At 69.9% G+C, this 21,697-nt stretch carries 22 protein-coding genes and 1 pseudogene; 15 read left to right on the top strand and 8 right to left on the bottom strand.

What is annotated here, in order from left to right; genetic code table 11:
* Positions 1-83: 83 nt before the first annotated feature.
* The gene (locus OHA58_RS34780; protein WP_405483685.1) at positions 84-758 is read left to right on the top strand and encodes a TetR/AcrR family transcriptional regulator; all 675 of its coding nucleotides are present in this window, start codon (positions 84-86) and stop codon (positions 756-758) included.
* A 174-nt stretch (positions 759-932) separates the two neighbouring features.
* On the top strand, positions 933-2,540 hold the full coding sequence (locus tag OHA58_RS34785) for an MDR family MFS transporter (RefSeq protein ID WP_405483686.1): 1,608 nt from the start codon (positions 933-935) through the stop codon (positions 2,538-2,540).
* 202 nt (positions 2,541-2,742) lie between these two features.
* Here the strand turns inward: OHA58_RS34785 and OHA58_RS34790 are convergent, their stop codons facing one another.
* Positions 2,743-3,198, bottom strand: coding sequence for a pyridoxamine 5'-phosphate oxidase family protein (locus tag OHA58_RS34790; protein ID WP_405483687.1), 456 nt, complete (start codon positions 3,196-3,198; stop codon positions 2,743-2,745).
* Positions 3,199-3,415: 217 nt separating this feature from the next.
* Here OHA58_RS34790 and OHA58_RS34795 point away from each other — a divergent pair, with 217 nt between their 5' ends.
* Positions 3,416-4,351, top strand: a complete 936-nt coding sequence (locus OHA58_RS34795; RefSeq protein WP_405483688.1) for an SDR family oxidoreductase — start codon at positions 3,416-3,418, stop codon at positions 4,349-4,351.
* A 36-nt stretch (positions 4,352-4,387) separates the two neighbouring features.
* Here OHA58_RS34795 and OHA58_RS34800 read toward each other — a convergent pair whose 3' ends face one another.
* A complete protein-coding gene (locus tag OHA58_RS34800; RefSeq protein ID WP_326714538.1) occupies positions 4,388-4,606 on the bottom strand; it encodes a hypothetical protein in 219 nt (72 codons plus the stop codon).
* Between the two features lie 253 nt (positions 4,607-4,859).
* Between OHA58_RS34800 and OHA58_RS34805 the strand changes: the two genes are divergently transcribed.
* From OHA58_RS34805 to OHA58_RS34820, 4 genes are all read left to right on the top strand, one after another.
* Positions 4,860-6,035 (top strand): hypothetical protein, encoded by a 1,176-nt coding sequence (locus OHA58_RS34805; RefSeq protein ID WP_405483689.1) that lies wholly within the window; start codon positions 4,860-4,862, stop codon positions 6,033-6,035.
* Positions 6,036-6,646: 611 nt separating this feature from the next.
* The gene (locus OHA58_RS34810) at positions 6,647-7,141 is read left to right on the top strand and encodes a DUF5709 domain-containing protein (RefSeq protein ID WP_405483690.1); all 495 of its coding nucleotides are present in this window, start codon (positions 6,647-6,649) and stop codon (positions 7,139-7,141) included.
* A 74-nt stretch (positions 7,142-7,215) separates the two neighbouring features.
* The gene (locus OHA58_RS34815) at positions 7,216-8,256 is read left to right on the top strand and encodes a Dyp-type peroxidase (protein WP_405483691.1); all 1,041 of its coding nucleotides are present in this window, start codon (positions 7,216-7,218) and stop codon (positions 8,254-8,256) included.
* Complete coding sequence (locus OHA58_RS34820; protein ID WP_405483692.1) at positions 8,253-9,050, top strand: family 1 encapsulin nanocompartment shell protein; 798 nt, start codon at positions 8,253-8,255, stop codon at positions 9,048-9,050. The genes OHA58_RS34815 and OHA58_RS34820 overlap by 4 nt, the downstream gene beginning before the upstream one ends.
* Before the next feature lie 65 nt (positions 9,051-9,115).
* On the opposite strand, the gene OHA58_RS34825 is transcribed toward OHA58_RS34820, so the two are convergent.
* From OHA58_RS34825 to OHA58_RS34835, 3 genes are all read right to left on the bottom strand, one after another.
* Positions 9,116-9,706: a hypothetical protein gene (locus OHA58_RS34825; protein ID WP_405483693.1), complete on the bottom strand. Its 591-nt coding sequence runs from the start codon at positions 9,704-9,706 to the stop codon at positions 9,116-9,118.
* Between the two features lie 18 nt (positions 9,707-9,724).
* Positions 9,725-10,651 (bottom strand): zinc metalloprotease HtpX, encoded by a 927-nt coding sequence (gene htpX / locus OHA58_RS34830; protein WP_405485331.1) that lies wholly within the window; start codon positions 10,649-10,651, stop codon positions 9,725-9,727.
* A gap of 182 nt (positions 10,652-10,833) precedes the next feature.
* Entirely contained in the window at positions 10,834-12,057 is a 1,224-nt protein-coding gene (locus OHA58_RS34835; protein ID WP_405483694.1) for an RNA-guided endonuclease InsQ/TnpB family protein, read from the bottom strand.
* Positions 12,058-12,422: 365 nt separating this feature from the next.
* Here OHA58_RS34835 and OHA58_RS34840 point away from each other — a divergent pair, with 365 nt between their 5' ends.
* Positions 12,423-12,929, top strand: coding sequence for an NUDIX hydrolase (locus tag OHA58_RS34840; protein WP_405483695.1), 507 nt, complete (start codon positions 12,423-12,425; stop codon positions 12,927-12,929).
* Positions 12,930-12,937: 8 nt separating this feature from the next.
* Here OHA58_RS34840 and OHA58_RS34845 read toward each other — a convergent pair.
* Positions 12,938-13,871 (bottom strand): annotated as a pseudogene (locus OHA58_RS34845) (ROK family protein); the annotation flags it as partial.
* 115 nt (positions 13,872-13,986) lie between these two features.
* Between OHA58_RS34845 and OHA58_RS34850 the strand changes: the two are divergent.
* From OHA58_RS34850 to OHA58_RS34860, 3 genes are all read left to right on the top strand, one after another.
* A complete protein-coding gene (locus tag OHA58_RS34850) occupies positions 13,987-15,192 on the top strand; it encodes a Gfo/Idh/MocA family protein (protein WP_405483696.1) in 1,206 nt (401 codons plus the stop codon).
* A 106-nt stretch (positions 15,193-15,298) separates the two neighbouring features.
* On the top strand, positions 15,299-15,934 hold the full coding sequence (locus OHA58_RS34855) for an LAETG motif-containing sortase-dependent surface protein (protein WP_405483697.1): 636 nt from the start codon (positions 15,299-15,301) through the stop codon (positions 15,932-15,934).
* Positions 15,935-16,005: 71 nt separating this feature from the next.
* A complete protein-coding gene (locus tag OHA58_RS34860; protein WP_405483698.1) occupies positions 16,006-16,545 on the top strand; it encodes a 2'-5' RNA ligase family protein in 540 nt (179 codons plus the stop codon).
* Positions 16,546-16,549: 4 nt separating this feature from the next.
* On the opposite strand, the gene OHA58_RS34865 is transcribed toward OHA58_RS34860, so the two are convergent.
* A complete protein-coding gene (locus OHA58_RS34865) occupies positions 16,550-16,858 on the bottom strand; it encodes a zinc-ribbon domain-containing protein (protein ID WP_266568386.1) in 309 nt (102 codons plus the stop codon).
* A gap of 97 nt (positions 16,859-16,955) precedes the next feature.
* Positions 16,956-17,843, bottom strand: coding sequence for a TIGR03619 family F420-dependent LLM class oxidoreductase (locus tag OHA58_RS34870; protein ID WP_405483699.1), 888 nt, complete (start codon positions 17,841-17,843; stop codon positions 16,956-16,958).
* Positions 17,844-18,012: 169 nt separating this feature from the next.
* Between OHA58_RS34870 and OHA58_RS34875 the strand changes: the two genes are divergently transcribed.
* The 4 genes from OHA58_RS34875 (at position 18,013) to OHA58_RS34890 (ending at position 21,695) form a co-directional block, all read left to right on the top strand.
* Positions 18,013-18,162: a hypothetical protein gene (locus OHA58_RS34875; protein ID WP_362902822.1), complete on the top strand. Its 150-nt coding sequence runs from the start codon at positions 18,013-18,015 to the stop codon at positions 18,160-18,162.
* A 104-nt stretch (positions 18,163-18,266) separates the two neighbouring features.
* Complete coding sequence (locus tag OHA58_RS34880) at positions 18,267-19,682, top strand: phenylacetate--CoA ligase family protein (protein ID WP_405483700.1); 1,416 nt, start codon at positions 18,267-18,269, stop codon at positions 19,680-19,682.
* Complete coding sequence (locus OHA58_RS34885; RefSeq protein ID WP_405483701.1) at positions 19,679-20,572, top strand: hypothetical protein; 894 nt, start codon at positions 19,679-19,681, stop codon at positions 20,570-20,572. The genes OHA58_RS34880 and OHA58_RS34885 overlap by 4 nt, the downstream gene beginning before the upstream one ends.
* Positions 20,573-20,747: 175 nt before the next feature.
* Positions 20,748-21,695 carry an ABC transporter substrate-binding protein gene (locus tag OHA58_RS34890; RefSeq protein WP_405483702.1) on the top strand — a complete coding sequence of 316 codons (948 nt, stop codon included), beginning with the start codon at positions 20,748-20,750 and terminating at the stop codon, positions 21,693-21,695.
* The last annotated feature ends 2 nt before the right edge of the window (positions 21,696-21,697 follow it).

The raw sequence follows: 21,697 nt of genomic DNA on the forward strand, positions 1-21,697 counted from the left end.
GCGGGTGCCTGGATCAGGGGTTTCGCGGGCGCCTAGATGCAGTGCGCGCAAAGATTGCAGTGTGTGCAAGAATCTTCCGCGTGATGACATCAGGCACCGCGGCGTCGGCGGTCCGCGAGCAGGCGCCGGCCGAAGGGCTGCGCGCCCGGCGACGGCGCCAGACCCGGGCCGAACTTCACGCCGCCACGGTCCGCCTGGCCCGTGAACACGGCCTCGAACACGTCACGGTCGAGATGATCAGCAAGGAGGCCGGCGTCTCCCCGCGGACCTTCTTCAACTACTTCCGCACCAAGGAGACCGCGCTCTTCGCCTGGCCCGGTGGCCTGACCGAGGCCGAGGCGGAGCAGTTCGTCTCAGCGCCCGGCCGCGGCCCGGACGCCGTGCTGCGGGACCTGGGTGACGTGTTCGCCACGCACGTCGACGAGATGCCGCCCGGCGCCGGAGCGTTCGAGGACGTCCTCGCCGTCGTCGAGAAGGTGCCCTCGGCCCTCGGCGCGTTCCTCGCCGAGTGCGACGCGCTCGAAAGGGACCTGGCCGGCGCCATCGCCCGCCGCACCGGAGACGCCCCCGACGGGCAGACCGTCGCGCTGCTCGCGGGGATCGCCATGACCGCCGTACGCAACGGCCTCATGCGATGGGCCCGCGACAAGCAGCACCCCGACGGCCCCGCGGCCTCGGTGCGCGACTCCTTCACCGCCCTGCGCGGCCTCCTCGCCCCGGCGCACACCTGCCACGCCACCACCGAACGGGAGGCCTGAGGCGCGGCTCCCGCAGCGCAACCCGGCTGCCGCCCCCACGGCACCGGTGCGAGCGCTCCCCGCGCAAGGCCCCCACACGACTCCCCACCCCAGCCCCGAAGACTCCCCGAACTCCCCGGGCGGCGACCGCTCGCGCGCCGCGCATCCCATCCCTTCACGTACGGAGACCTGCGCATGACCCACGCCCCCGCACCGGCGGGCACCGATCCGGCCCCTGAGGACGGACTGGCCAAGCCGCACAACTTCGGGCTGATCTTCGGCGCGCTGATGCTGACGATGCTGCTCGGCGCGCTCGACCAGACCATCGTCAGCACCGCCCTGCCGACCATCGTCGGCGAGCTCAACGGCATCGAGCACATGGCGTGGATCACCACCGCGTACATCCTCGCCGCCACCATCGGCATGCCGGTCTACGGCAAGCTCGGCGACCTCATGGGCCGCAAGAACATATTCCTCGCGGGCATCGCGCTCTTCCTGGTCGGCTCCGTGGTCTGCGGGCTCGCCCAGAACATGGGCACGCTCGTCGCGGGCCGCGCCCTCCAGGGCCTGGGCGGCGGCGGCCTCATGATCACCTCGCAGGCGATCATCGCCGACCTCGTACCGCCCCGGGAACGCGCCAAGTACATGGCCCCCATGGGCGCCGTGTTCGGTCTCTCCTCGGTCGTCGGGCCGCTGCTCGGCGGCTGGTTCACCGACGAGCACTCGTGGCGCTGGGCGTTCTGGGTCAACCTGCCGCTCGGCATCCTCGCCTTCTTCGTCGCGGCCGTCGCGATCAAGCTGCCGCGCAAGGCCGTCAAGGTCACCCTCGACTACCTCGGCACCGCACTGATGGCCGCCGCCGTCACCTGCACCGTGCTGTTCGCCAGCTGGGGCGGCACGCAGTACGACTGGTCCGACCCGCTGGTCATCGGGCTCGGCATCGGCGCGGTCGTCGCCTGGGTGCTGTTCTTCGTCGCCGAGAAGCGGGCCGCCGAGCCGGTCATCCCGCTGCACCTCTTCCGCAGCCCGATCTTCAACGTCGCCACGCTGCTCGGCATGATCGTGATCGGCCTCGGCATGTTCGCGATCGTCGGCTACATGCCCACGTATCTCCAGATGGTCTACGGCAAGACGGCCACCGAGTCGGGGCTGCTGCTCATCCCGATGGTCGTCGGCATCATGGCCACGGCGCTGCCGTCCGGCGCGATCATGAGCAAGACCGGCCGCTACAAGATCTATCCGATCGTCGGCACGGTCATCATCATGCTCGTCGCGTTCCTGATGTCCCGCCTCGACGTGAGCGACCCGGTCTGGCTGGTCTGCCTGTACGTCGGACTCGCGGGCGCCGGTGTCGGCCTGATGATGCAGACCCTCGTACTCGCCGTGCAGAACGACTTCCCGGGCGCCGAGGTCGGCACCGCCACTTCCGCGAACAACTTCTTCCGCGAGATCGGCGCGACCCTGGGCACCGCCGTCGTCGGCGCGGTCTTCGCCAGCCGCCTCACCGACCAGCTCGCCGTGCGCCTGCCCGCGGACGCCGCGTCGAAGGTCGGCGACAGCGACTCACTGACGCCCGCGCTCGTACGGGCCCTGCCGGCCGACCTGCGCGCCACGGTCGTCTCCTCGTACCAGGAGGCACTCGTGCCGATCTTCCTGTACCTGGTGCCCGTCTTCGCGGTCGGTCTCGTCCTCGCCTTCGTGCTGAAGGAGAAGCCGCTCGCCGACAACGAGGACTGGCATGCCGAGAACGAGACGGCGCGGCCGGGCGGTGAGGAGAAGGACCTGGAGCCTGCCGCCGGCTGAGTCGGGTCGGTCGGGGCAACCGGCTGAGTGTGTGGCACCGGGCGCGCCCGTCGGAGGTCTCTTCGGCGGGCGCGTTTCGCGTTGTCGGGGTGCGGCGGGTGGGCTGCGGTAGGTGGGCTGCCGTGGGTGGGCGGCCGTGGGTGGGGTTGGCTTTTGGCCGGCTCCGCAGTCTGTTCTCAACTCGGGCTTCGGTGCGGGTGGTTCAGTCCTCGATCCACTCGCCCTCGCGCATCAGGTCCCGGCCCGCCAGCTCGTTGGCCTCCCGCCAGGCCTGGACTCGCTGCGGTGTGACGCGGAAGTAGAGGTACTCCGAGGTCAGCGTGCGCGGGTCGAACCCTGTCTTCTCCGCGAACGCGTCTCCGACGTCGCCCGGGAGTTCGGCCGCCGTCAGCGTCTGCGCCGTGCCCTCGATCATGACGACGTCACGCGTCGGGCCGACACCGAGCCGGGCCCGCCCCGTGGCCCGCAGATTGCGCCCTGTGGGACTGGCCGCCGGAGTGGCGAGCAGCAGCGTCGTACCGTCCCACAGGAACGACAGCGGTACGAGATACGGCGTTGCGTTCTCCCCGTCGGCCGTGGCCACCCATACGTCCTCGTCGCGTTCGAGCCTGTCGAGGGTGTCCTGCTTGCGCTGCTTCGCGGTCCGGGCGGGTGGCATCGGCGTCTCCCTGTCGCATCGGGCGGGTTCCCTGGTCACTGTTATGACACGGGCCGGCCCTGGAATGTGACCGATGGGCGAGAACGCATTCTTCGTCTTGGTCGTCATCGTCTTCGTCCGCTTATTAATGGCGACAGTGGTTGTCCTGATTCCGGGTCATGCTCGAACCGCGGGCGGGCCACGGCGGCCCGTCCGGCAGCAGCGAGGAGGCGGCTCCATGACGCAGGAACCCGGGACCGGAAGTGCCCGGCTGAACGGCAAGGTCGCCCTCGTGGCGGGCGCGACCCGCGGCGCGGGACGGGGCATCGCCGTGGAACTCGGCGCGGCCGGCGCCACGGTCTATGTGACCGGCCGCACCACGCGGGCCCGGCGCTCCGAGTACGACCGGCCGGAGACCATCGAGGACACGGCCGACCTGGTAACCGCCGCCGGTGGGCGCGGTATCGCCGTGCCCACCGACCACCTCGACCCCGCCCAGGTCAAGGCCCTCGTCGACCGCATCTCCACCGAACAGGGGCGGCTCGATGTTCTGGTCAACGACATCTGGGGCGGCGAGAACCTCTTCGCCTGGGACACCCCCGTCTGGGAGCACGACCTCGACGACGGGCTTCGCCTGCTCCGCCTCGCCGTCGAGACGCACGCCATCACCAGCCACCACGCGCTGCCGCTCCTGCTCCGCAACCCCGGTGGTCTCGTCGTCGAAGTGACCGACGGCACGGCCGAGTACAACCGTGACCACTACCGCGTCTCGTTCTTCTACGACCTCGCCAAGAGTTCCGTCCTGCGTATGGGCTTCGCTCTCGGGCAGGAACTGGGCCCACGCGGCGCGACAGCCCTCGCCCTCACCCCGGGCTGGCTCCGCTCGGAGATCATGCTCGGGCACTACGGCGTCACCGAGGAGAACTGGCGCGACGCCCTGGAACAGACACCGCACTTCGGCATCTCCGAGACCCCGTTCTACGTCGGCCGGGCCGTCGCCGCGCTCGCCGCCGACCCCGAAGTGGCCCGCTGGAACGGGCAGTCGACGTCCAGCGGGGCACTTGCCCAGGTGTACGGGTTCACCGACGTCGACGGGAGTCGGCCCGATGCCTGGCGCTATCTCGTCGAGGTGCAGGACCCGGGCAAGCCGGCTGACGCGAGCTCTTACCGCTGACGCTGGGGTGTGGGGTGTGGGGTTGGCGGCGCCTTTTTAGATCTGTGCCGGCCACACCTTCGTACCGCCACCCCGCCACTCGACCAGCTCGGGGTCGTCCAGCCGCGCGTCCTCCAGGCCCGCTCGCCGCAGGAACTCGAGCACGTCCTCCTGCCCGGTCGCCAGCCCGGCGTCCTCGCCGCGGATGGTCACCCGGCGGCCGCCGGGCTGGGCGGCGTGCACGACCACAGGGGGAAATCCTTCAGGTTCGTCCATAGTCCTCAGCTTCCGTGACGTGAATCGGCTCCGCACCCGGACGGGGCACCGGCGCCGGACGCGTGGCGTGCATCGCGGTCGGCTGCGGGGCGGAACGGGGCGGGGTGGCTCGTTCTCGTTCCGCCCACAATGACGGAACCCTTGCGCGTGCGGCAGCCACTTCCCGATTGCGTCCAAAACGCCCTGTATTGGCCCCAGTCGAGCTCCTGCTGCCGGTCACCCGTGACGGAGAAGGACCAGTTACGGTGCTGTAGTGGTGATCACTCAGCAGGACAACGGGGAACAGACAGTGACCGGGACCGCGCTGCTCCTTGCGGCCGCCCCGGCGAACAAGAGCTGCCTCATCGACGCGACTTCCGTACTGCCCGCGCTCGCGGCGGTACCGCCCAGTGCGCTGACCGGCACCGCCGCCGCGACCGTCGTCGAACTCGCCGACCCCGTCGACCCGCAGACCGTCCTCACCCGCATCCGCGCCGCGGCCGGCGCGCCCGGCCCTCTCGTCCTGTACGTGACCGGGCAGCTCCATCTGGATCACCGCCAGCGTCTGCTTCATCTCGCCCTGGCCCGTACGACTCCGTCGACCCTGCGGTACACCGCCCTGCCCTGGCACTGGCTCACCGGCGAACTCGCGCTGCGGCGGCCCGACACCACCACGGTGGTCCTCGATCTGGTGGCCGACGGTGATGCCTGGGGGCAGGTGCGGGGCGGGGGGTTCGGCGTGGGGCCCGGGGTGCGTGTGTTCGGGCGGGTCTCGCCTCCTCCTCCGCGCCGTTCCACTGCCGTGCCTGGTTATCTCAAGACGTACGCCTCGATATGGCGCAATGGGCACCGTCCGCCGCTTGCGCATCTTCATGCTCAGGCGGCTGGGGAGGCCGGTCCCGGCGATGCAGTGTTCCTTGCGGTCGATGGTGGGCCGGGGAGTGTGACGAAGGCTCCCCGGTCGCCTGTGCCGGTCGCTCGGCAGGAGACGGTTCCAGTCGTCGAGCCTCGCCCCGATGCCGATCCGCACCCGGGGATCCTCGCCGCCGCGCAGTCCGGGCGGCACGGTGAGGCCGCGGCCATCGCCGCCATGTGGGAGAGCACCGCTCTGCGCACTCATGGCGCGGGGTCGCCGGAGGCGCTCCATTGGCTCGAGGTGCGTGCGGATCTCGCGCGGCTCGCGCAGGATCCTGGGCGCAGTTGCGAGCTGTGGATGACTGCGGCCGAGGCTCGGCTGGCGCGCGGGCAGGCGGCGGGAACGGAGGATGTCGAGGCCGCCGTGGATCGCGCCCATCATCAGTGGGAGCAGCTTGGTGATCCGGCGCAGGCCCGTGTGCTTGCCGCGTCTCTTACACGGTTGCGGCGTGCGGTTCCTGGGCGGCGGCCCGGCGCGCTCGAAGCCATCGGTCGGCGGATCTCGGCGCTGGAGAACGTGCCTGCGGCGCCGTGACGGAAGGGTGGGTGGGGGCGCCGGTGCTTGCTTCGGTGCGGGTTGTCGTTGGTCGTTGTGTTTTTGGGTGCGGGGCCGCGGGGGCATGTCAGTGCTCGCTGTTCTATGGGGCGTCGCTTCCCAGTTAATTGCCTGTACGTGGTGCTGGTGGCTCCGCGTGCACATGCCCCCACGTCCCCTCCCGTCTCGTACGCGGCTGATCGCCGGTGGGGCTGCTTCCTGTCGCCGGTCCACGTCTCGTATGCGGCTCATCGCTCGGTGGCGCTGTCTTCCCTGTCTCCTGTCCTGGCTGGTGTGGCGTGCGGGGGTGGGTAGTGACGTAGTTCATAGGGGTGGGGAATTCCCGGGGGTGGTTCGTCGTTAAACTAGGCGTGGACGCGGATGGAGCTGTGTCCCCGGGCCTCATCTCATTCGCCTGCAAGGACGATCGTTCGGCTGATGCCTTGTGGAGCCCCCGCCGAGAGGCGACCGCCATCCGTGCCCACTCAGACCGCCCCGGCCGTGATCCCCCGTCACGGTCGGGGCACCTTCATGTCCGGGATCCTTCAGCAGGACGTGCCGCCCCCTCGCCGCCCACAATGGAGGCAGAGGCCACCGCTGAAGGAGGCGACGTGGACATCGACGATCAAGGGCGGGGAGACGACGTCTACCAGCCCGACGGGTCCGAGGTCCAGGACGACGAGGGTCTCCTCGACCAGGAGGACACCTTGCTCGGCGGCGGCGTCACCGATCCGCTCGACGAGGGCTATTCGCCGCCCGAGCGGCCCTGGGGGGTCGAGCACACCGGTGTCACCTGCTCGGAGCAGCGGCACGGCGAGACGCTCGACGAGCGCCTGTCCGAGGAGGTCCCCGACCTGACTCTGCCGGACGGCGACGATATCGGCGACACCTGGGACACCGACGGCGAACCGCTCGACGACGAGGTGGGGGCCGAGCGCTCCGGCCGGCTCGTGGCGCCCGATGAAGGCGTGCGCAAGGACAAGGAGAGCGACATGTTCGCCGACGACGTCGGGATCGACGGTGCGGCCGCGTCCGCCGAGGAGGCCGCGATGCACCTCGTGGAGGACGTCCGCAGAGGGCGTGATCCGCGGCGGGTCACCGATTGACCGTGCGGGAGAGATGAGCCCGGCTTAATGTGACGGCAGTCAGCCGACTGCATTGCACCCCTGCGGGAGAGTCAGTGACGCAAACGCAGCCCGTCATGGCGCCGCACTCGACAGCGGCCCTCATTCTCGTGGTGACTACGGCACCTGGCGCCGAATCCCGCGTACGCGACCAGCTCGGTGGTGTGAACGGGCTGCTGCGGTCGGTCTCGTTCCGCTCTCCCGACTCGTTCCTGTCGTGCACCGTCGGGATTGGCTCTGTTGTCTGGGACCGGTTGTTCGGCGGGCCGCGGCCTGTCGGGCTGCATCCCTTTCGTGAGCTGAACGGCGATCGGCACCGGGCCGTCGCCACTCCGGGGGATCTGCTCTTTCATGTGCGGGCGCGGCGCATGGACCTCTGTTTCGAGCTGGCCGGCCACATCGTCGGACAGCTCGGCGACGCCGTGACCGTTGTCGACGAGGTGCACGGTTTCAACTACTTCGACGACCGTGATCTGCTCGGTTTCGTCGACGGCAGCGAGAACCCGACCGGCGACGCGGCGCGCTCTGCCGTTTTCATCGGCGACGAGGACGCCCCGTTCGCGGGCGGCAGTTACGTCATCGTGCAGAAATACCTGCATGACATGGCTGCCTGGCACGCCCTGTCGACGGAGGAGCAGGAGAAGGTCATCGGCCGTTCGAAGGCCGACAACATCGAGATGTCCGACGAGACCAAGCCCGCCGACTCCCACGTGGCCCTCAACACCATTACCGAGGACGGCGAGGAACGGAAGATCGTCCGCCAGAACATGCCGTTCGGGACGCTCGGGCGCGGCGAGTTCGGGACGTACTTCATCGGGTACGCGCGGACTCCCGCGGTCACCGAGCAGATGCTCGAGAACATGTTCATCGGCAGCCCTCCCGGCAACACCGACCGGATCCTCGACTTCTCCACCGCCGTCACGGGAAACCTGTTCTTCGTTCCCACCGCAGACTCCCTCGACAACCTGCCGGACCCGCCCGCTCTGCCGGACGCCGCACGCGAAGTTCCCGCCCCTGCCGCGTCACCGCAGCCCGTCGTCGCCCCGCCCGACGGCTCTTTGGGCATCGGCGGCCTCAAAGGAGCCCCCGCGTCATGAACAACCTGCACCGCGAACTCGCCCCCATCAGCGAAGCCGCCTGGGCGGAGATCGAGCAAGAGGCCGGCCGCGCCTTCCAGCGCCATGTCGCGGGACGCCGCGTCCTCGACGTCACCGGCCCCGACGGGCTCGAACTCGCCGCCGTCGGCACCGGGCATCTGCGGTCCGTCACACCGCCCGCCCCGGGAGTCATGGCGCGGCTGCGCGAGGCACAGCCGCTGGTTGAACTGCGCGTTCCCTTCACCGTCAGCCGCGAGGCCGTGGACGACGTCGCTCGTGGCTCCAACGACTCCGACTGGCAGCCGGTCAAGGACGCGGCCCGCACCATGGCGTTCGCCGAGGACCAGGCCATCTTCGACGGCTACGCCGCGGCGCAGATCGAAGGCGTCCGCGAGGGCACGTCCAACCCCGTTCTGAGTCTGCCTGCCGAACCCCGCGACTACCCCGACACCATCGCGAGGGCCCTGAGCGCCCTGCGCCTCGCAGGCGTCGACGGCCCGTACTCGCTGCTGCTCGGCGCCGAGGCGTACACGGCGGTCAGCGAGACCACCGACCACGGTTTCCCCGTGTCCGGCCACATCGCCCGGCTCCTGGACGGCGAACTGATCTGGGCACCCGCGATCAACGGCGCCTTCGTCCTGTCCACCCGCGGCGGCGACTACGAACTCCGCATCGGCCAGGATCTTTCGATCGGTTACACCTCGCACGACGCGACCGGCGTCGAGCTGTACTTCCAGGAGACGCTGACGTTCCTGATGTACACGGACGAGGCCGTTGTCGCTCTGCGGGCGTGATGGTCGGGATTGCGTGATGGTTGGGGTTTGCTGACGGGTACCCGCCCCCTCTCTCGGAGGCCGTGTCAGGTCCTGGTCTCTCCCAGGCCGGGTGCGCCCCAGACCGGGAACCAGCGTTCCAGGTCCGGTTCTATGCGGAGGTCGTCGCCGATCACTGCGCGTACGCGCAGTTCCAGGGCGTTGTCGCGCCTTTCTCCGGGGAGTGGGGCGAAGGGGTAGAACGTGCCGCGCTTGTAGAGGTAGACGAGCGCCAGCGAGTGGCCCTCCGCGTTGCGGAAGCCGGCCAGGGAGCAGAGGAGTTGGGGGCCGAAGCCGTTGCCTTCGAGTGTGGCGTTCACCGCGTGCAGATCGCCGACCAGCGCCGGGAGGTCCGAGGGGGCTCGTCGGGAGAGCAGCCATGTGTAGCCGTATTCGTCCCGGCTGAACTCCGTCGCGGCGCCACGCTCCGTATCGGCGTTCAGCAGGGCCCCCACGTCCTCGCGGATCGTGTCGAAGGCAGTCCCCTCCACCGTCGTGAAGCACACAGAGCCCAGGCCGGTCGGCGTGAACCCGGCGGCCGCCTCCAGGGTGATCGCGGCCGACGGCAGGCCGAAGAGCCGGTCGAGGTCGGGTGGGGCGGGCCTGGTGCGCCCGAGCAGGATGTCCAGGAAGCCCATGTGGATCCCTTCGGGGGCTCAGGCCGGGCGGCCGAGGTCGGCGGAGATCGCCGCCAGCTGGTCGAGGCGCTGTTCGAGCGAGGGGTGCGTGGAGAAGAGCCGGGGCAGCGGGGCGTTCCTCGACAGCGCGGGGATGAAGTAGAACGCGTTGAACGCGCGGGCCGTCCGCAGGTCCTTGTTCGGGATGCGGGCGATGTCCCCGTCGAGCTTGGTCAGCGCGGACGCCAGCGCCGACGGCCGGCCCGTCAGCAGCGCCGCGGCCCGGTCGGCGGCCAGCTCCCGGTACCGGGACAGTGCCCGGATGAGGACGAAGCTGATCGCGTAGACGGCGATCGAGACGCCCATGACCACCGCGAGGACCACCAGGGTGTTCTGGTCGGTCCTTCGGCGGCCGCCGAGCAGCTCGGAGTAGAACGCGAAGCGGACGACGATGCCGGCGACCACACCGAGGAACGAGGCCACCGTGATCACGGCGACGTCGCGGTGCGCCACGTGGGACAGCTCGTGCGCGAGGACGCCCTCCAGCTCGTCGGGCTCCAGACGGCGCAGCAGGCCCGTGGTCACGCACAGCACCGCGTGATCGGCGTTGCGGCCGGTGGCGAAGGCGTTCGGCAGGTCGGTGCCTGCGATGGCCACCTGCGGTTTCGGCATGTCGGCGGTCGCGCACAGCCGGTCGATGACGCCGTGCAGCTGGGGCTGCTCCTCACGGGTCACGATGCGGCCGTGCATGGCGTACAGGGCGATCCGGTCGGAGAACCAGTACTGCGACCCGAGGAGTGCCGCGGCGATCACGACGACCAGAAGGGTCGACTTGAGCAGGACCAGGAGCGCGCCGATGAACGCCACGTACAGCAGGCCCAGCAGGAACACGGTGACCAGCATGCGCACGGTCAGCTGCCGGTCGGCCTTGAACCGGCTCCCTCCGGCCTTGAGGGTGGTTGCCACAGCCGTCACCGCCTTCGCTCCGCGGTGCGCGCCGCCGTACGGGCCGCTCACGCGGAGCGGGTCGGGCGGTGCGCTCACCTTCCACGATGCCACTTATCGACTTATAGGGGCTCTTCCGACCATTGACATGCTCCTCGGGCTGAGGCCCGAGGATTCTGGCCGTCCCGCGGGTTGCTGTGCCGCTATGCGGCTCGGCTTCCTGCTGGGACTCCGTGGCTTCCTGTTTCTTCGCGCTGGGCCAGAAGGGGTTCTGGTCTTATCTTCGCTCCGCAGGCCGATGCCGCCAGTCCGGCGGCCGCTTTCACATTCTTGGCGGCGTTGACATCCCGGTCGTGGACGGTGCCGCAGGCGGGGCAGGTCCACTCCCGTACGTGCAGGGGTTTGGGGCCGTCGTGGTGTCCGCAGGTCGAGCACACCTGGCTGGTGGGCTGGAACCGGTTGATCTTGACGAAGGTCCGTCCGTACCGGGCCGCCTTGTAGGCGAGCATGGTCACGAACTGTGACCAGCCCGCGTCATGGACGGACTTGGCCAGTTTGGTGCGCGCAAGGCCCTTGACCGACAGGTCTTCCACGGCGATCGCTTGATTCTCGCGGATCAACCGAGTGGAGAGCTGGTGGTGGAACTCCTTGCGCGCATCGGCGACCTGCGCATGCGCGCGGGCGACCTTGAGCCGGGCCTTGGCCCGGTTCTTCGAGCCCTTCTGTTTGCGGGACAGCTCCCGTCCGGCCTTCTTGAGTTTCTTCTCCGCCCGGCGCAGGAACCGCGGGGAGTCGATTTTCGTGCCGTCGGACAGGACCGCGAAGTGGGTCAGGCCCAGGTCGATGCCGATGGTCTGGTCGGTGGCGGGCATCCGCGCGGCGTCGGCGGCCGGGTCGGTGTCGATGACAAAGCTCGCGAAGTACCGCCCCGCACTGTCTTTGATTACCGTGACCGAGGACGGCACCACGGGCAGGGTGCGGGACCACTTCACCCGCACATCGCCGATCTTCGGGAGATTCAGCCGGCCGGTTGGGGTGATCGACCAGCGGGCGTTGGCAGTGAACCGGATCGACTGCCTCGAATCTTTCCGCGACTTGAACCGCGGGGCACCCACCCTCGCGCCCTTACGCTCGCCCTTGAGGGAGGCGAAGAACGCCTTATATGAGGCCTCGACATCGCGCAGGGACTGCTGGAGCACCACCGAGGACACCTCGCCCAGCCAAGACCGCTCCACGGTCCGCTTGGCCTGGGTGATCAAGGTCTGGGACAGCTCGGCGGCCTTCGGATACGGCAGACCCGCCGCATGGGCGTCCTTCCGGGCACGCACCGCGTCGTTGAACACGACTCGCGCGCACCCGAACGCCCGGCCCAACGCGATGCGTTGACCCGGTTCCGGGTAAAGCCGGAACGCGTACCGGAGCTGCATGAACGTCATCCTAGGTGCGCCCTCACGGGCACCGTCCCAGAAGATCGGAACTGATCACGCTCATCCTCCCGTTTGATGCTCGCGCTCAAGTTCGACCCATCGCGCCCGCCCATGATCGTTGGACGCATGGGACGAGCCGTGATGCTCCGCACCGGCAGTCCAGAAGGACCACCCCTCCCTGCTCCGCGGGGAGGGACGCTGCGACGCTCTGCGTCGCGATCTCCAGATTCGCTTCACCACCAGGCTGAAGCCCGATGCAATGGGAATGAATCCCGGTAGCGCACGGACCCTGTCAGTTCCCTGTCAGCCTCGGCGCCCGCCCGCAGGCCTGCCGGGTCGCGTCGGCGTCCTTCTACAGTGGCGCCATGCCGCCGCGCGAGCAGTATGAAGTGACCGCCGTGACACCTGCACCACCCGTGATGAAGCAGGGCGAGGTGTGGACCGTGGGTGCCGTGATCCTCAATGCGCGGGGGCAGGCCTTCGCGCAGAGGCGAAGCCCCGACCGGCGCCTTTTTCCCGACACGTGGGACATCGTCGGCGGCCATGTCGAGCCGGGCGAGAGTCTCCTCGGCGCGCTGGCCCGCGAGATCGAGGAGGAGACGGGCTGGCGCCTGCGGCGGGTGGATGCGTTCCTCGGTGTCTCCACCTGGACCGGCGACGACGGTGGTGGCCGACGGCACGAGGCCGACTGGGTCGTCGAGGTCGACGGGGATCTGGACCACCCCGCCCTGGAGTGGTCCAAGCACTCCGCGTACGGCTGGTTCGGTGCCGCCGACCTGGACCGGCTCAAGGAGAACCGTGGGCCGGGCGAGTTCCTGGTCCACGATCTGATCGCCGGCGTCCTGCTCGGCCCGGCTCGGGGCCCCCGCTAGGGCGCCCCTCACCCCTCGTTCGTCCCCCGTACCAGTACCTGGATGGCCAGGACCGCGGCGCCGCGGGCCCACTCGTGGAAGTCGGAGACCTTCGTCTCCAGGTGGACGGGGTCCGCCATGGGGTTACGGTTGGCGAGGATCGCCTCGTGGACCACGCCGCCCGCGACATCGGCGAGGCCCACCCCCTCGCCCGCCAGCAGGATCTTCTCCGGCATCGCGAAGTTGGCGATCTGTGCGACCAGCGTGCCCAGGGCCCGCGCCGCCTCGCCGATCACGCGGGAGCAGAGCGGGTCGCCGGACGCGGCGGCGGCCAGGATCTCCTCGTACGTCACGTCCCGGCCGGTGGCCGCGCGGACCTGGTAGCTGATGCCGGGGATGGTCAGCAGGGCCATGGCGCTGCCGCGTTCGCCCTCCGGGGTGAGCGGGCCGTTGGGGTTGATGAACCAGCGCTTGCCGACCCCGTGGCCGTCCTCGCCGGTGCGGACCAGGCGTCCGCCGATCATCAGGCCGTAGCCGATGCCCGCCCCGATGGTGAGGACCGCGAACCGGTCGAGGCCGCGGCCGGCGCCGAACCAGGCCTCGGCCTCGATCAGCGCCGCCACGGCGCTGTCGACGACGACGGGCAGCCCCGTGCGCCCTTCGACCATGTCGGCGGGCGGTACTTCCTCCCAGCCGAGGAACGCGTTCACGACGACGGTCGCCCGGTGCCTGACGTTGCCGCGCACGCCGATGTCGATTCCGGCGAGGCGGGGGAAACTCTCCTGGAAACCGGTGGCCATCCGGTGCAGGAGGTCCGCGATCTCCTCCGGGTCGTGCGTGTCCAGGGGTTCGGAGCGGCGGGCGACGATCTCGCTCCTGAGGGGTGGTGACCACCCCGTAGACCGCATCACCCGTGATCTTGAACCCGGCGAAGCTCTGTGACCCGGCCACGATGTCGAGCGGCAGCCAGATCAACCTCCTGTTCTCCCAGTGAAGTTGGGGGAAGGACAGGAGCGGGCAGTGAAGTCCAGCGAAGTTCCGTGCAGTTCAGTGAAGTTCAGTCTCTGAAGGGATCCTCATGACGTTCTCCATCGGCATCGTCGGCGCCGGGCAGTTCTCCGGGCAGTTCGCCAAACTGTTCCGCGCCCACCCCGGTGTCGGCGACATCCACGTCACGGACCTGCTGCCGGAGCGCGCCGAACAGCTCGTCGCCGCCGAGCGGCTCACCGGCACCTTCCCTTCGTTCGACGCCATGCTGGAGTCCGACGCGGTCGACGCCGTGGCGGTCTTCACCCAGCGCTGGACCCACGGCCCGCTAGTCCTGCAGGCGTTGCGCGCCGGGAAGCACGTGTACTCGGCGGTGCCGATGGCAATCACCGAGGACGAGATCGCCGCCATCATCGACGCCGTGCGCGACACGGGGCTGACGTACATGATGGGCGAGACCAGCCAGTACAACCCGGCGACGGTGCACGCCCGCAACCAGATCGCCGACGGCGCCTTCGGGCGGCTCTTCTACGCCGAGGGCGACTACGTCCACGACATGGACCTCGGCTTCTACGACGCCTACCGGTACAGCGGCGGCGACAACTGGAAGGCCACCGCCAGCTATCCGCCCCTGCTCTACCCGACGCACTCCGTCGGCGGTGTGCTCGGCGCCTGGCAGACCCACGCCGTGAGCGTCTCCGCGATCGGTGTGCCCGACGAGCGCGGTGACGGGGTCTTCGACAAGGAGGTCAGCCAGTTCGGCAACGACCTGTCGAACGCGACGGCGCTCTTCGAGGTCGCGGGCGGCGGCTCCTTCCGTACGAACGAGTTCCGCAGGGTCGGCTATCCGTCACACATCCGCGAATCGCGGTTCCGGTTCTTCGGCACCGACGCCAGCATGGAGCAGCTGGCCACGGTCAGCTTCTGGCAGGACAAGAAGGGGGTGCAGGACATCTCGGAACTCCTCCAGCCCAAGCCGACGCTGCCGGCCGACGACCCCTCGCTCCAGCACATCGCGCCCGCCCTCAGGGACGCGTTCACCTCCGGCTCGGCGCCCGTGCACGACCGCGCCCGGCTGCCCCGCGAGTTCGACCACATGCCCAACGGCCACGAGGGAAGCCACCATTTCCTCGTCGACGATTTCGTCACCGCCGTCGCCACGAGGACCCTGCCGTCGGTGAACGCCTGGGTGGCCGCCCGCTACACCCTGCCCGGCATCGTCGCCCACGCGTCGGCCCTTCGCGGGGGTGCACGCCTGGACATCCCGGACTTCGGGGCCGCTCCCAACTCCCTCTGAACCAGGGGGCGCGGGTTAAAGGGGTGGCGGTCGCGAGCCCCTGGTGCGCCAGGAGTAGGGTGCGCGCACCATCAGACGGGGTGAAGACATCGCGGAGGAAAATTCTGTGGTTGAGAACAAGAAGACGTGGCGGGCGTCGGGCGCCCTCATAGCGGCCGCCACGGCAGGTGCGTTCGGCGTGGGGCTCTTCGCGAGCCCGGCGCAGGCGCACACCCCCGTGTGGGAGGTGACCTGCTCCCAGGTCAGCCTCGACCTGACCAACTACGGGTCGAGGGCTGACAACACGGTGACCGTCACGGTGGACGGAAAGGACCTGCTGCCCACCGAGACGTTCAAGGACCAGTTCCACAAGACGCTGCCGCTCCCCGAGCACAGCAAGGAACTCTCGGTCCACCTCGTCGTGAAGGCGGGCGACGGCGACCAGTACTCGCGTGACGAGACGAAGACGGCACCGGTGTGCGAGGGCAGCACGCCCAAGCCGTCGGACACGCCGAAGCCGACTCCGACGCCGTCCAAGCCGGCCGACACGGCGTCTCCCACGCCGAGCGACAAGCCCAGCACGGCGACGAGCTCCGCTGCCGCGGTGCCCTCGTCCAAGCCGAGCGCCGACTCGGGCGACCTCGCCGAGACGGGCTCGTCCAGCGCCACGCCGCTCATCGCCGGGGCGGCCGCCGTGGTGATCGTCGCGGGTGGCGGCCTCGTGTGGGCGACGCGCAAGCGCCGCAGCGCCGCTCAGGGCTGAGAACATGTGCGGGGGCGGGCCGTTCCTGGTCCGCCCCCGCAAGCATGTCCCAGCACGGAGGTGAGGTGGCCATGACGGCCGTCGGTGAGGGGCGCGCCCCGGAGGACCGGAGCGCTCTGGTCATCACCCTGCCCATGGTGAACCCGCTGCTCGAAGCCGCGGCGGAGGTCAACCCCGCGCTGGTGAGAAAGGGCCTGCCCGCCCATGTCTCGCTGCTCTACCCGTTCCTGCCCGCGGCGGAGCTGACGGCGGACGTCGACGCCGAGGTGCGTGACCTCGCGTCGTCACTGCCCGCGGTCGAGACGGATCTCAAGGACTTCGTGGTGGCACCGCGCTTCGTCGCCGTGCCCGTACCCGCGCTGCAGCCCGTGGCCGACGCGTTCTGCGCACGCTGGCCACACATCGCCCCGTACGGCGGCCGGTTCGGGGAGCGACCCGAGCCGCATCTCACGCTGGCGACGGGGGCCACGGACGAGGAGGCGGAGCTCGTGCGGGACAAGGTGCGGCCGCTGCTCCCGCTGCGTGTGGCTGCCTGGCGCGTCGATCTCGTGGTCCGCACCGACGGGGACTGGCGGCTGCGCCTCACGGCGCCGTTCGCCGCCAGCCCCTGAACGACTACTGCTGGTACGGGTTCTGGCCGAGCGGCTGGCCCGGCTGCTGCTGGCCCTGCGCCGGGTAACCGGCGGGCGCGGCGGCCTGCGCGAGCAGCGCCTCCGCCTGCTCCTTGGCGAGCTGGTGCTCGATCCCGCAGAACGTGCACTGCGAGCGGTACTTGGTGGAGATGGGGAACAGCGGCACGAAGAACAGCGTGAACTTCGTGACGTACTTGCGCAGCGCGTGCGCCGCGGGATTGCCGCAGTTGCCACAGACGAACGTGAGCATCGCGAGCTGGTACAGATATCCCCGCGTACCGAAAATGATCATTGGTGGCCCCTCCCGACCGGCGGCCCGCCGGCACATGAGCGGCGGTATACCGCCATCGTAGAGGGAGCACGCCGGGGCCGGTCGGGCGCAGTGGCCCTCAGGAGGCGTCGAGGTCCAGGGCCGCCGCCATCTCCTCCATCGCCACCACTTGGTCCTCGACGGGTACCTCCGCCAGATTGAGGTCGCCCCACTGGATCTCGTCCGCGCCCAGCTCCACGCACCGCTTCCGTTGCTCACGTGCGCCGTCGATCAGCGTGGCCACCGGGTCGGGAGTGTCCTGGGAGACCGCGAGGATCCGGATCACCACCGGACCGGCGCCGCCGGCTTCCCGGTACCAGCCGATCTGTGTACGGGCGGTGTCCCAGTCCTGCGGGAACACCACGGTGACGAACCCCGCGCCGAGCCGGGCCGCCCGCTCCACCGCGGAACGCGCGCCCGCCCCGATCACCAGGGGGAGCGGGCCGTTCACCGGCTTCGGCCCGACGGTCGACAGCGGGATCCGGTAGAACTTCCCCTCGTACTCCACCGGGTCCGGACCCCAGCAGGCCCGCATCGCGGCGATGTGTTCCTCGAAGCCCGCGCCCCGACGGCCGGCCGGCACCCCGGTGGCCGTGAACTCCTCCGGCAGCCAGCCCTGCCCGATCCCGACGTCGAGCCGTCCGCCGGAGAGCCGGTCGAGGGTGGCCAGCCGCCGGGCCAGGATCAGCGGCGGCTGGAACAGCGCGTTGACGATGCCCGTCGCCAGCCTGATGCGGTTCGTGTGCGCCGCGGCCCAGGTGAGCGTCTCCAGCGGGTCCCACACGTACGACTCGGGCAGCCGTGCCTCGTTGTGCCAGTCGGGTCCGGCGGGGAGCAGCAGTCGCTCGGACAGGGACACGCTGTCGAAGCCGAAACGCTCGGCGGCCTGCGCCACGTCGGCGATGGCCTCGGGCCCTACGTACGGTCCGAAGCTCGGCAGGCTGAAGCCGATGCGGGGGTTGTTCATCGGGAGCTCTCCTCGGTCGGGGGTGCTGCTCCGTGTATGACCGTGAGCGGCGCCGGAACTCATCGCGTGAACGCGGAAGCGGCCGGACGCGGGACGATCTCGTCCGATTGCATGTTTCGGTGCGGACGATGGATCGCTGGATGCGTTCTTGACAGGAGAGTTTGCCGCAATGAGCATCGTTGTGCTTTCACCAACCGGTGAAGGTCATCCGAACGATGGAGGGGGTTTACGAATGTCCGCGATCGTTTCCACGCTCAAGCACACCAAGTACGTCATGGGTTCGCTGGCGGCGGTGCTCTTCACCAACTGTCCCAGCTGACGCGGCGACGGGGCGGGCGGCGACGGCCGCCCGCCCCGTCTCTTTGCGGCGTTTCAGGGGTGACGGTTCACGGTGCGCGATGTGTCGGAGGCGGGGGAGGAACCATGTTCGACGCGGGAATCCGGCAGTTCCGAATGGCGCTGGCGATGGTGCTCGGCCGTCCCATCGACGTACGGTCCGCCGAGCGGCTGGTCGAGGACGCCCTGGCGACGATCGCCGAGTTCGGCTCGCCGGGAGAGGATGTCGAGCAACTCCTGCGGGGTGCGGCCGCCGACCCGCAACTGCGCGCCGACCTGACGAACAAGGCCCTGCGCCGCACTGCCGGGCGACTGGCCGACAAGTCACCTTTCTATGCCGAGCACTTCGAGGCCGCGGGCGTCGATCCCGCCACGCTGACCATCGAGACCATGGGCCGCGTCCCCGTCACCACGAAGACGGACCTCGTCAAGCGGTCTCGCGACTTTCTGTGCGGTGAGCCGTTCCTCGCCTCGCGCACCACCGGCACGACGGGCCGCCCCGCCGAGGTCTGGTACTCCCGTTACGAGGAGCGGTTGTGGCCCGCTCTGGTCGCTCTCTCGCAGGTCCTGCGCGGCAATGTACGCACCACGGACCTCGTCCAGTTCAACGTCAGCTCCCGCGCCACCGGCACCGCGTACGCGGAGATGCAGGTGGCCCGCATGGCCGGGGCCGCGATCCGCATGGTCGGCCTGGTGCCCCCCGCCGAGACCCTCGACCTGACCGTCGGCACCGACGCCCCCGCCCCGACCCTGATGGTCACCTACCCGAGCTATTTGGGCCAGTTGGTCGTCCTCGCGCGTGAACGGGGCCTCGGCCCCGCCGACTTCCGGCTGCGGCGCATCAACGTGGGAAGCGAAGTCCTGTCGCCGGCCCTGGCCTCGGCCGCCGAGGAGACCTTCGGCGCCCAGGTCCACGACGGTTACGGCATGACCGAGGTGACTCCGGTCGCGGGCGCGATCTGCGCGCAGCGGCATCTGCACATCGACGCCGGGATCGGCCTCGTCGAGGTGTGCGACCTGGAGACCGGGGAGCCGGCCGAGCCCGGTGCGCTCGGCACCATCGTCGCCACCCCGTTCTTCCCGTACCGGGAGTGCATGCCGCTCTTCCGCTACGACACCCGCGATCTCGTGCGGCGCCTGTCCGACGTGCCCCTCACCTGCGAGATGACGAACGTCCCGGCCACCTCGCACATCCTCGGCAAGGCCGACCATGTGCTGAGCACCCGCGCCGGGGCCGTGATGCCGCGCGACATCATCGAGGTCCTCGACGCGCTGCCGGGCGCCCGGTGGCCCATGCGCTACCGGACCGACGTCACCGACGGCCGGCTACGGCTCGAACTCGCCGCCGCGTGCGCCGCGGACAACAGTCCGGCCGACATCGCCGGCCGCCTGGCCGAGGCCGGCATCGACGCGACCGTCGCCCTCACCGACGCCGAGGGACACCAACTGCGGCGGTACCGCTGCGACTTGGTCGAGCACAGCTTTGCCGGGAGGGCCTCGTGAGCGCCGCACAGTCCGTGTTCTTCACCCTCGTCACGCTGGGCATCGCCCTGGGCGTCTCGCTCGCGGGCGTCGCGTACTTCCGGCTCGTCACCCTGCCGCGGCCGGCAGTCGGAGCCTTCAACGGCAACGACATGGTCATCATGATGGGCTTCGTCATCGCCCTGCCGTTCCTCTACCTGGCCCTGCCCGGCGCGCTCCTGCCGCCCGTCCTCGGCCTCACCCTGGCGGGTGGCCTCGCCGTCGCCTACGGCCCCGTGGTCCGAAGCGCCCGGCTCCGGTGGCTCCTCATCGCCGCGCTCCTCGCGGCCGACTGGTTCGCCGCGCGGACCGCCGAACACGACCCGACCCATGCGCTCCCGTACTGGCTGATCAACAGCACCGTCATCATGCTGATGGCGGTCGGCGCCGCCAACCTCAACGCCCAGGGCGGTCTCCGCCTGCGGCACGTCGCCCGGTTCGCGCTCGCCCTCGCCGCGTACGACCTGTTCTTCGCCACCGCCGTGCCCATCACGCAGCGGCTCTTCGACGCCGTGCAGGGCTACGCCTTCGCGCCCTCCGCGGGCCTGCGCATCGGCGGCCTCGGCGCGGTGCTCGGCATGGGTGACCTCCTCGTGTACGCCCTCTACAGCACCGTCGCCTACAAGGCCTACGGGCGGTCCGGTCTCGCCACCGCGCTCGGTCTCGTCGCCGTGTTCGGCGCGCTGGTCCCGACCCTCACACCGGTCACGGTCGAGGCGCTCACCGGGCATCTCCCCGAGATCGTGCCCGCGCAGATCTTCTTCGGGCCCGCCGCGTTCGTCGGTCATCTGGTGCTGCGGCGGCGCGGACCGGAGCGCCGCATGGCGGACGTCCGCCCGCCCGCTCCGGTGCCGGCCTCCGTGGCCGCGTAGAGCACCGTCAGACCTGCACGCCTGCCGATGAGACACGGAACAGAGACCTGCCCGAGCGCGAGCCAGGTATGTAACGTGCGTTACATCTAGCCATCACGAACATTGATGTGTAACTTCTGGGACGTCGGCGGAGGTGATTCCGCGCGCTTCGGACGTCCGAGAGGGAACGACGTTGATGTACATCTCTGTGCCCCGCCGCGGGGCGACTGCCGTGCTGGCCTGCACGGCTCTGGCGGTGGTCTCCGGCTGCGGCGCGAGCGGCTCCGGCGGAGCCGATCCGGCGTCCCGGGGCAAGATCGCCGGGGTCACGGTCACGCGGGACGCGGCACTGCACGAGGCCCTGCCCGAGCGGATCAAGAAGGCGGGCACCGTGCGCGTGGCCACGGACGTCCCCTACCCGCCGTTCGCGATGTTCGTCACCGAGGGGAAGAGCGAACTGACCGGCCTGGACTACGACCTCGGCCAGGCCCTGGGCGCGAAGCTCGGCGTCAGGTTCGCCTTCACCCCGACGAAGTTCGACGGCATCGTGCCCGCCCTCCAGGCCGGCAAGTTCGACGCCGCGATGTCGGCCCTGACCGACAACAAGGAGCGCCAGAAGGTCGTCGACTTCGTCGACTACTCGCGTTCCGGCTCGGGCATCCTGGTGACCGAGGGCAACCCGGCGAAGATCAGCACGCTGGACGACCTCTGCGGCAGGAAGGTCGGCGTCCAGGCGGCGACCAACCAGTACAAGCTGCTCGAGGCCCACCAGGCCGCGTGCCGGGCGGCCGGCCGGAAGACGGCCGACATCCAGACCTTCCCCAAGGACTCGGACGCCCAACTCGCCCTGCGCTCGGGCAAGGTGACGGCCGAGGTCGTCACCAAACCCGCCGCCGGCTGGTCGGCCAAGACCGCCGACGGCGGCAAGGCCTTCGACCTGGCCGAGGACCCCAAGGCGCCGGCAGGCTACCGCGCCTCACCCAACGGCATCGCGGTCTCCAGGCAACTTCCGCAACTGACCGACGCGATCCGGCGGGCGCTCCAGGCCCTGATCGACGACGGCACCCTCACCAAGATCTGCGACAAGTACGGCGTCGCCTCCATCGCCGTGAAGGAAGCCACCAAGAACGCGGCGGTGGACTAGAG

Origin of the sequence: Streptomyces sp. NBC_00009 (assembly GCF_045040855.1) — a bacterium.
Taxonomy (GTDB): domain Bacteria; phylum Actinomycetota; class Actinomycetes; order Streptomycetales; family Streptomycetaceae; genus Streptomyces; species Streptomyces aureus.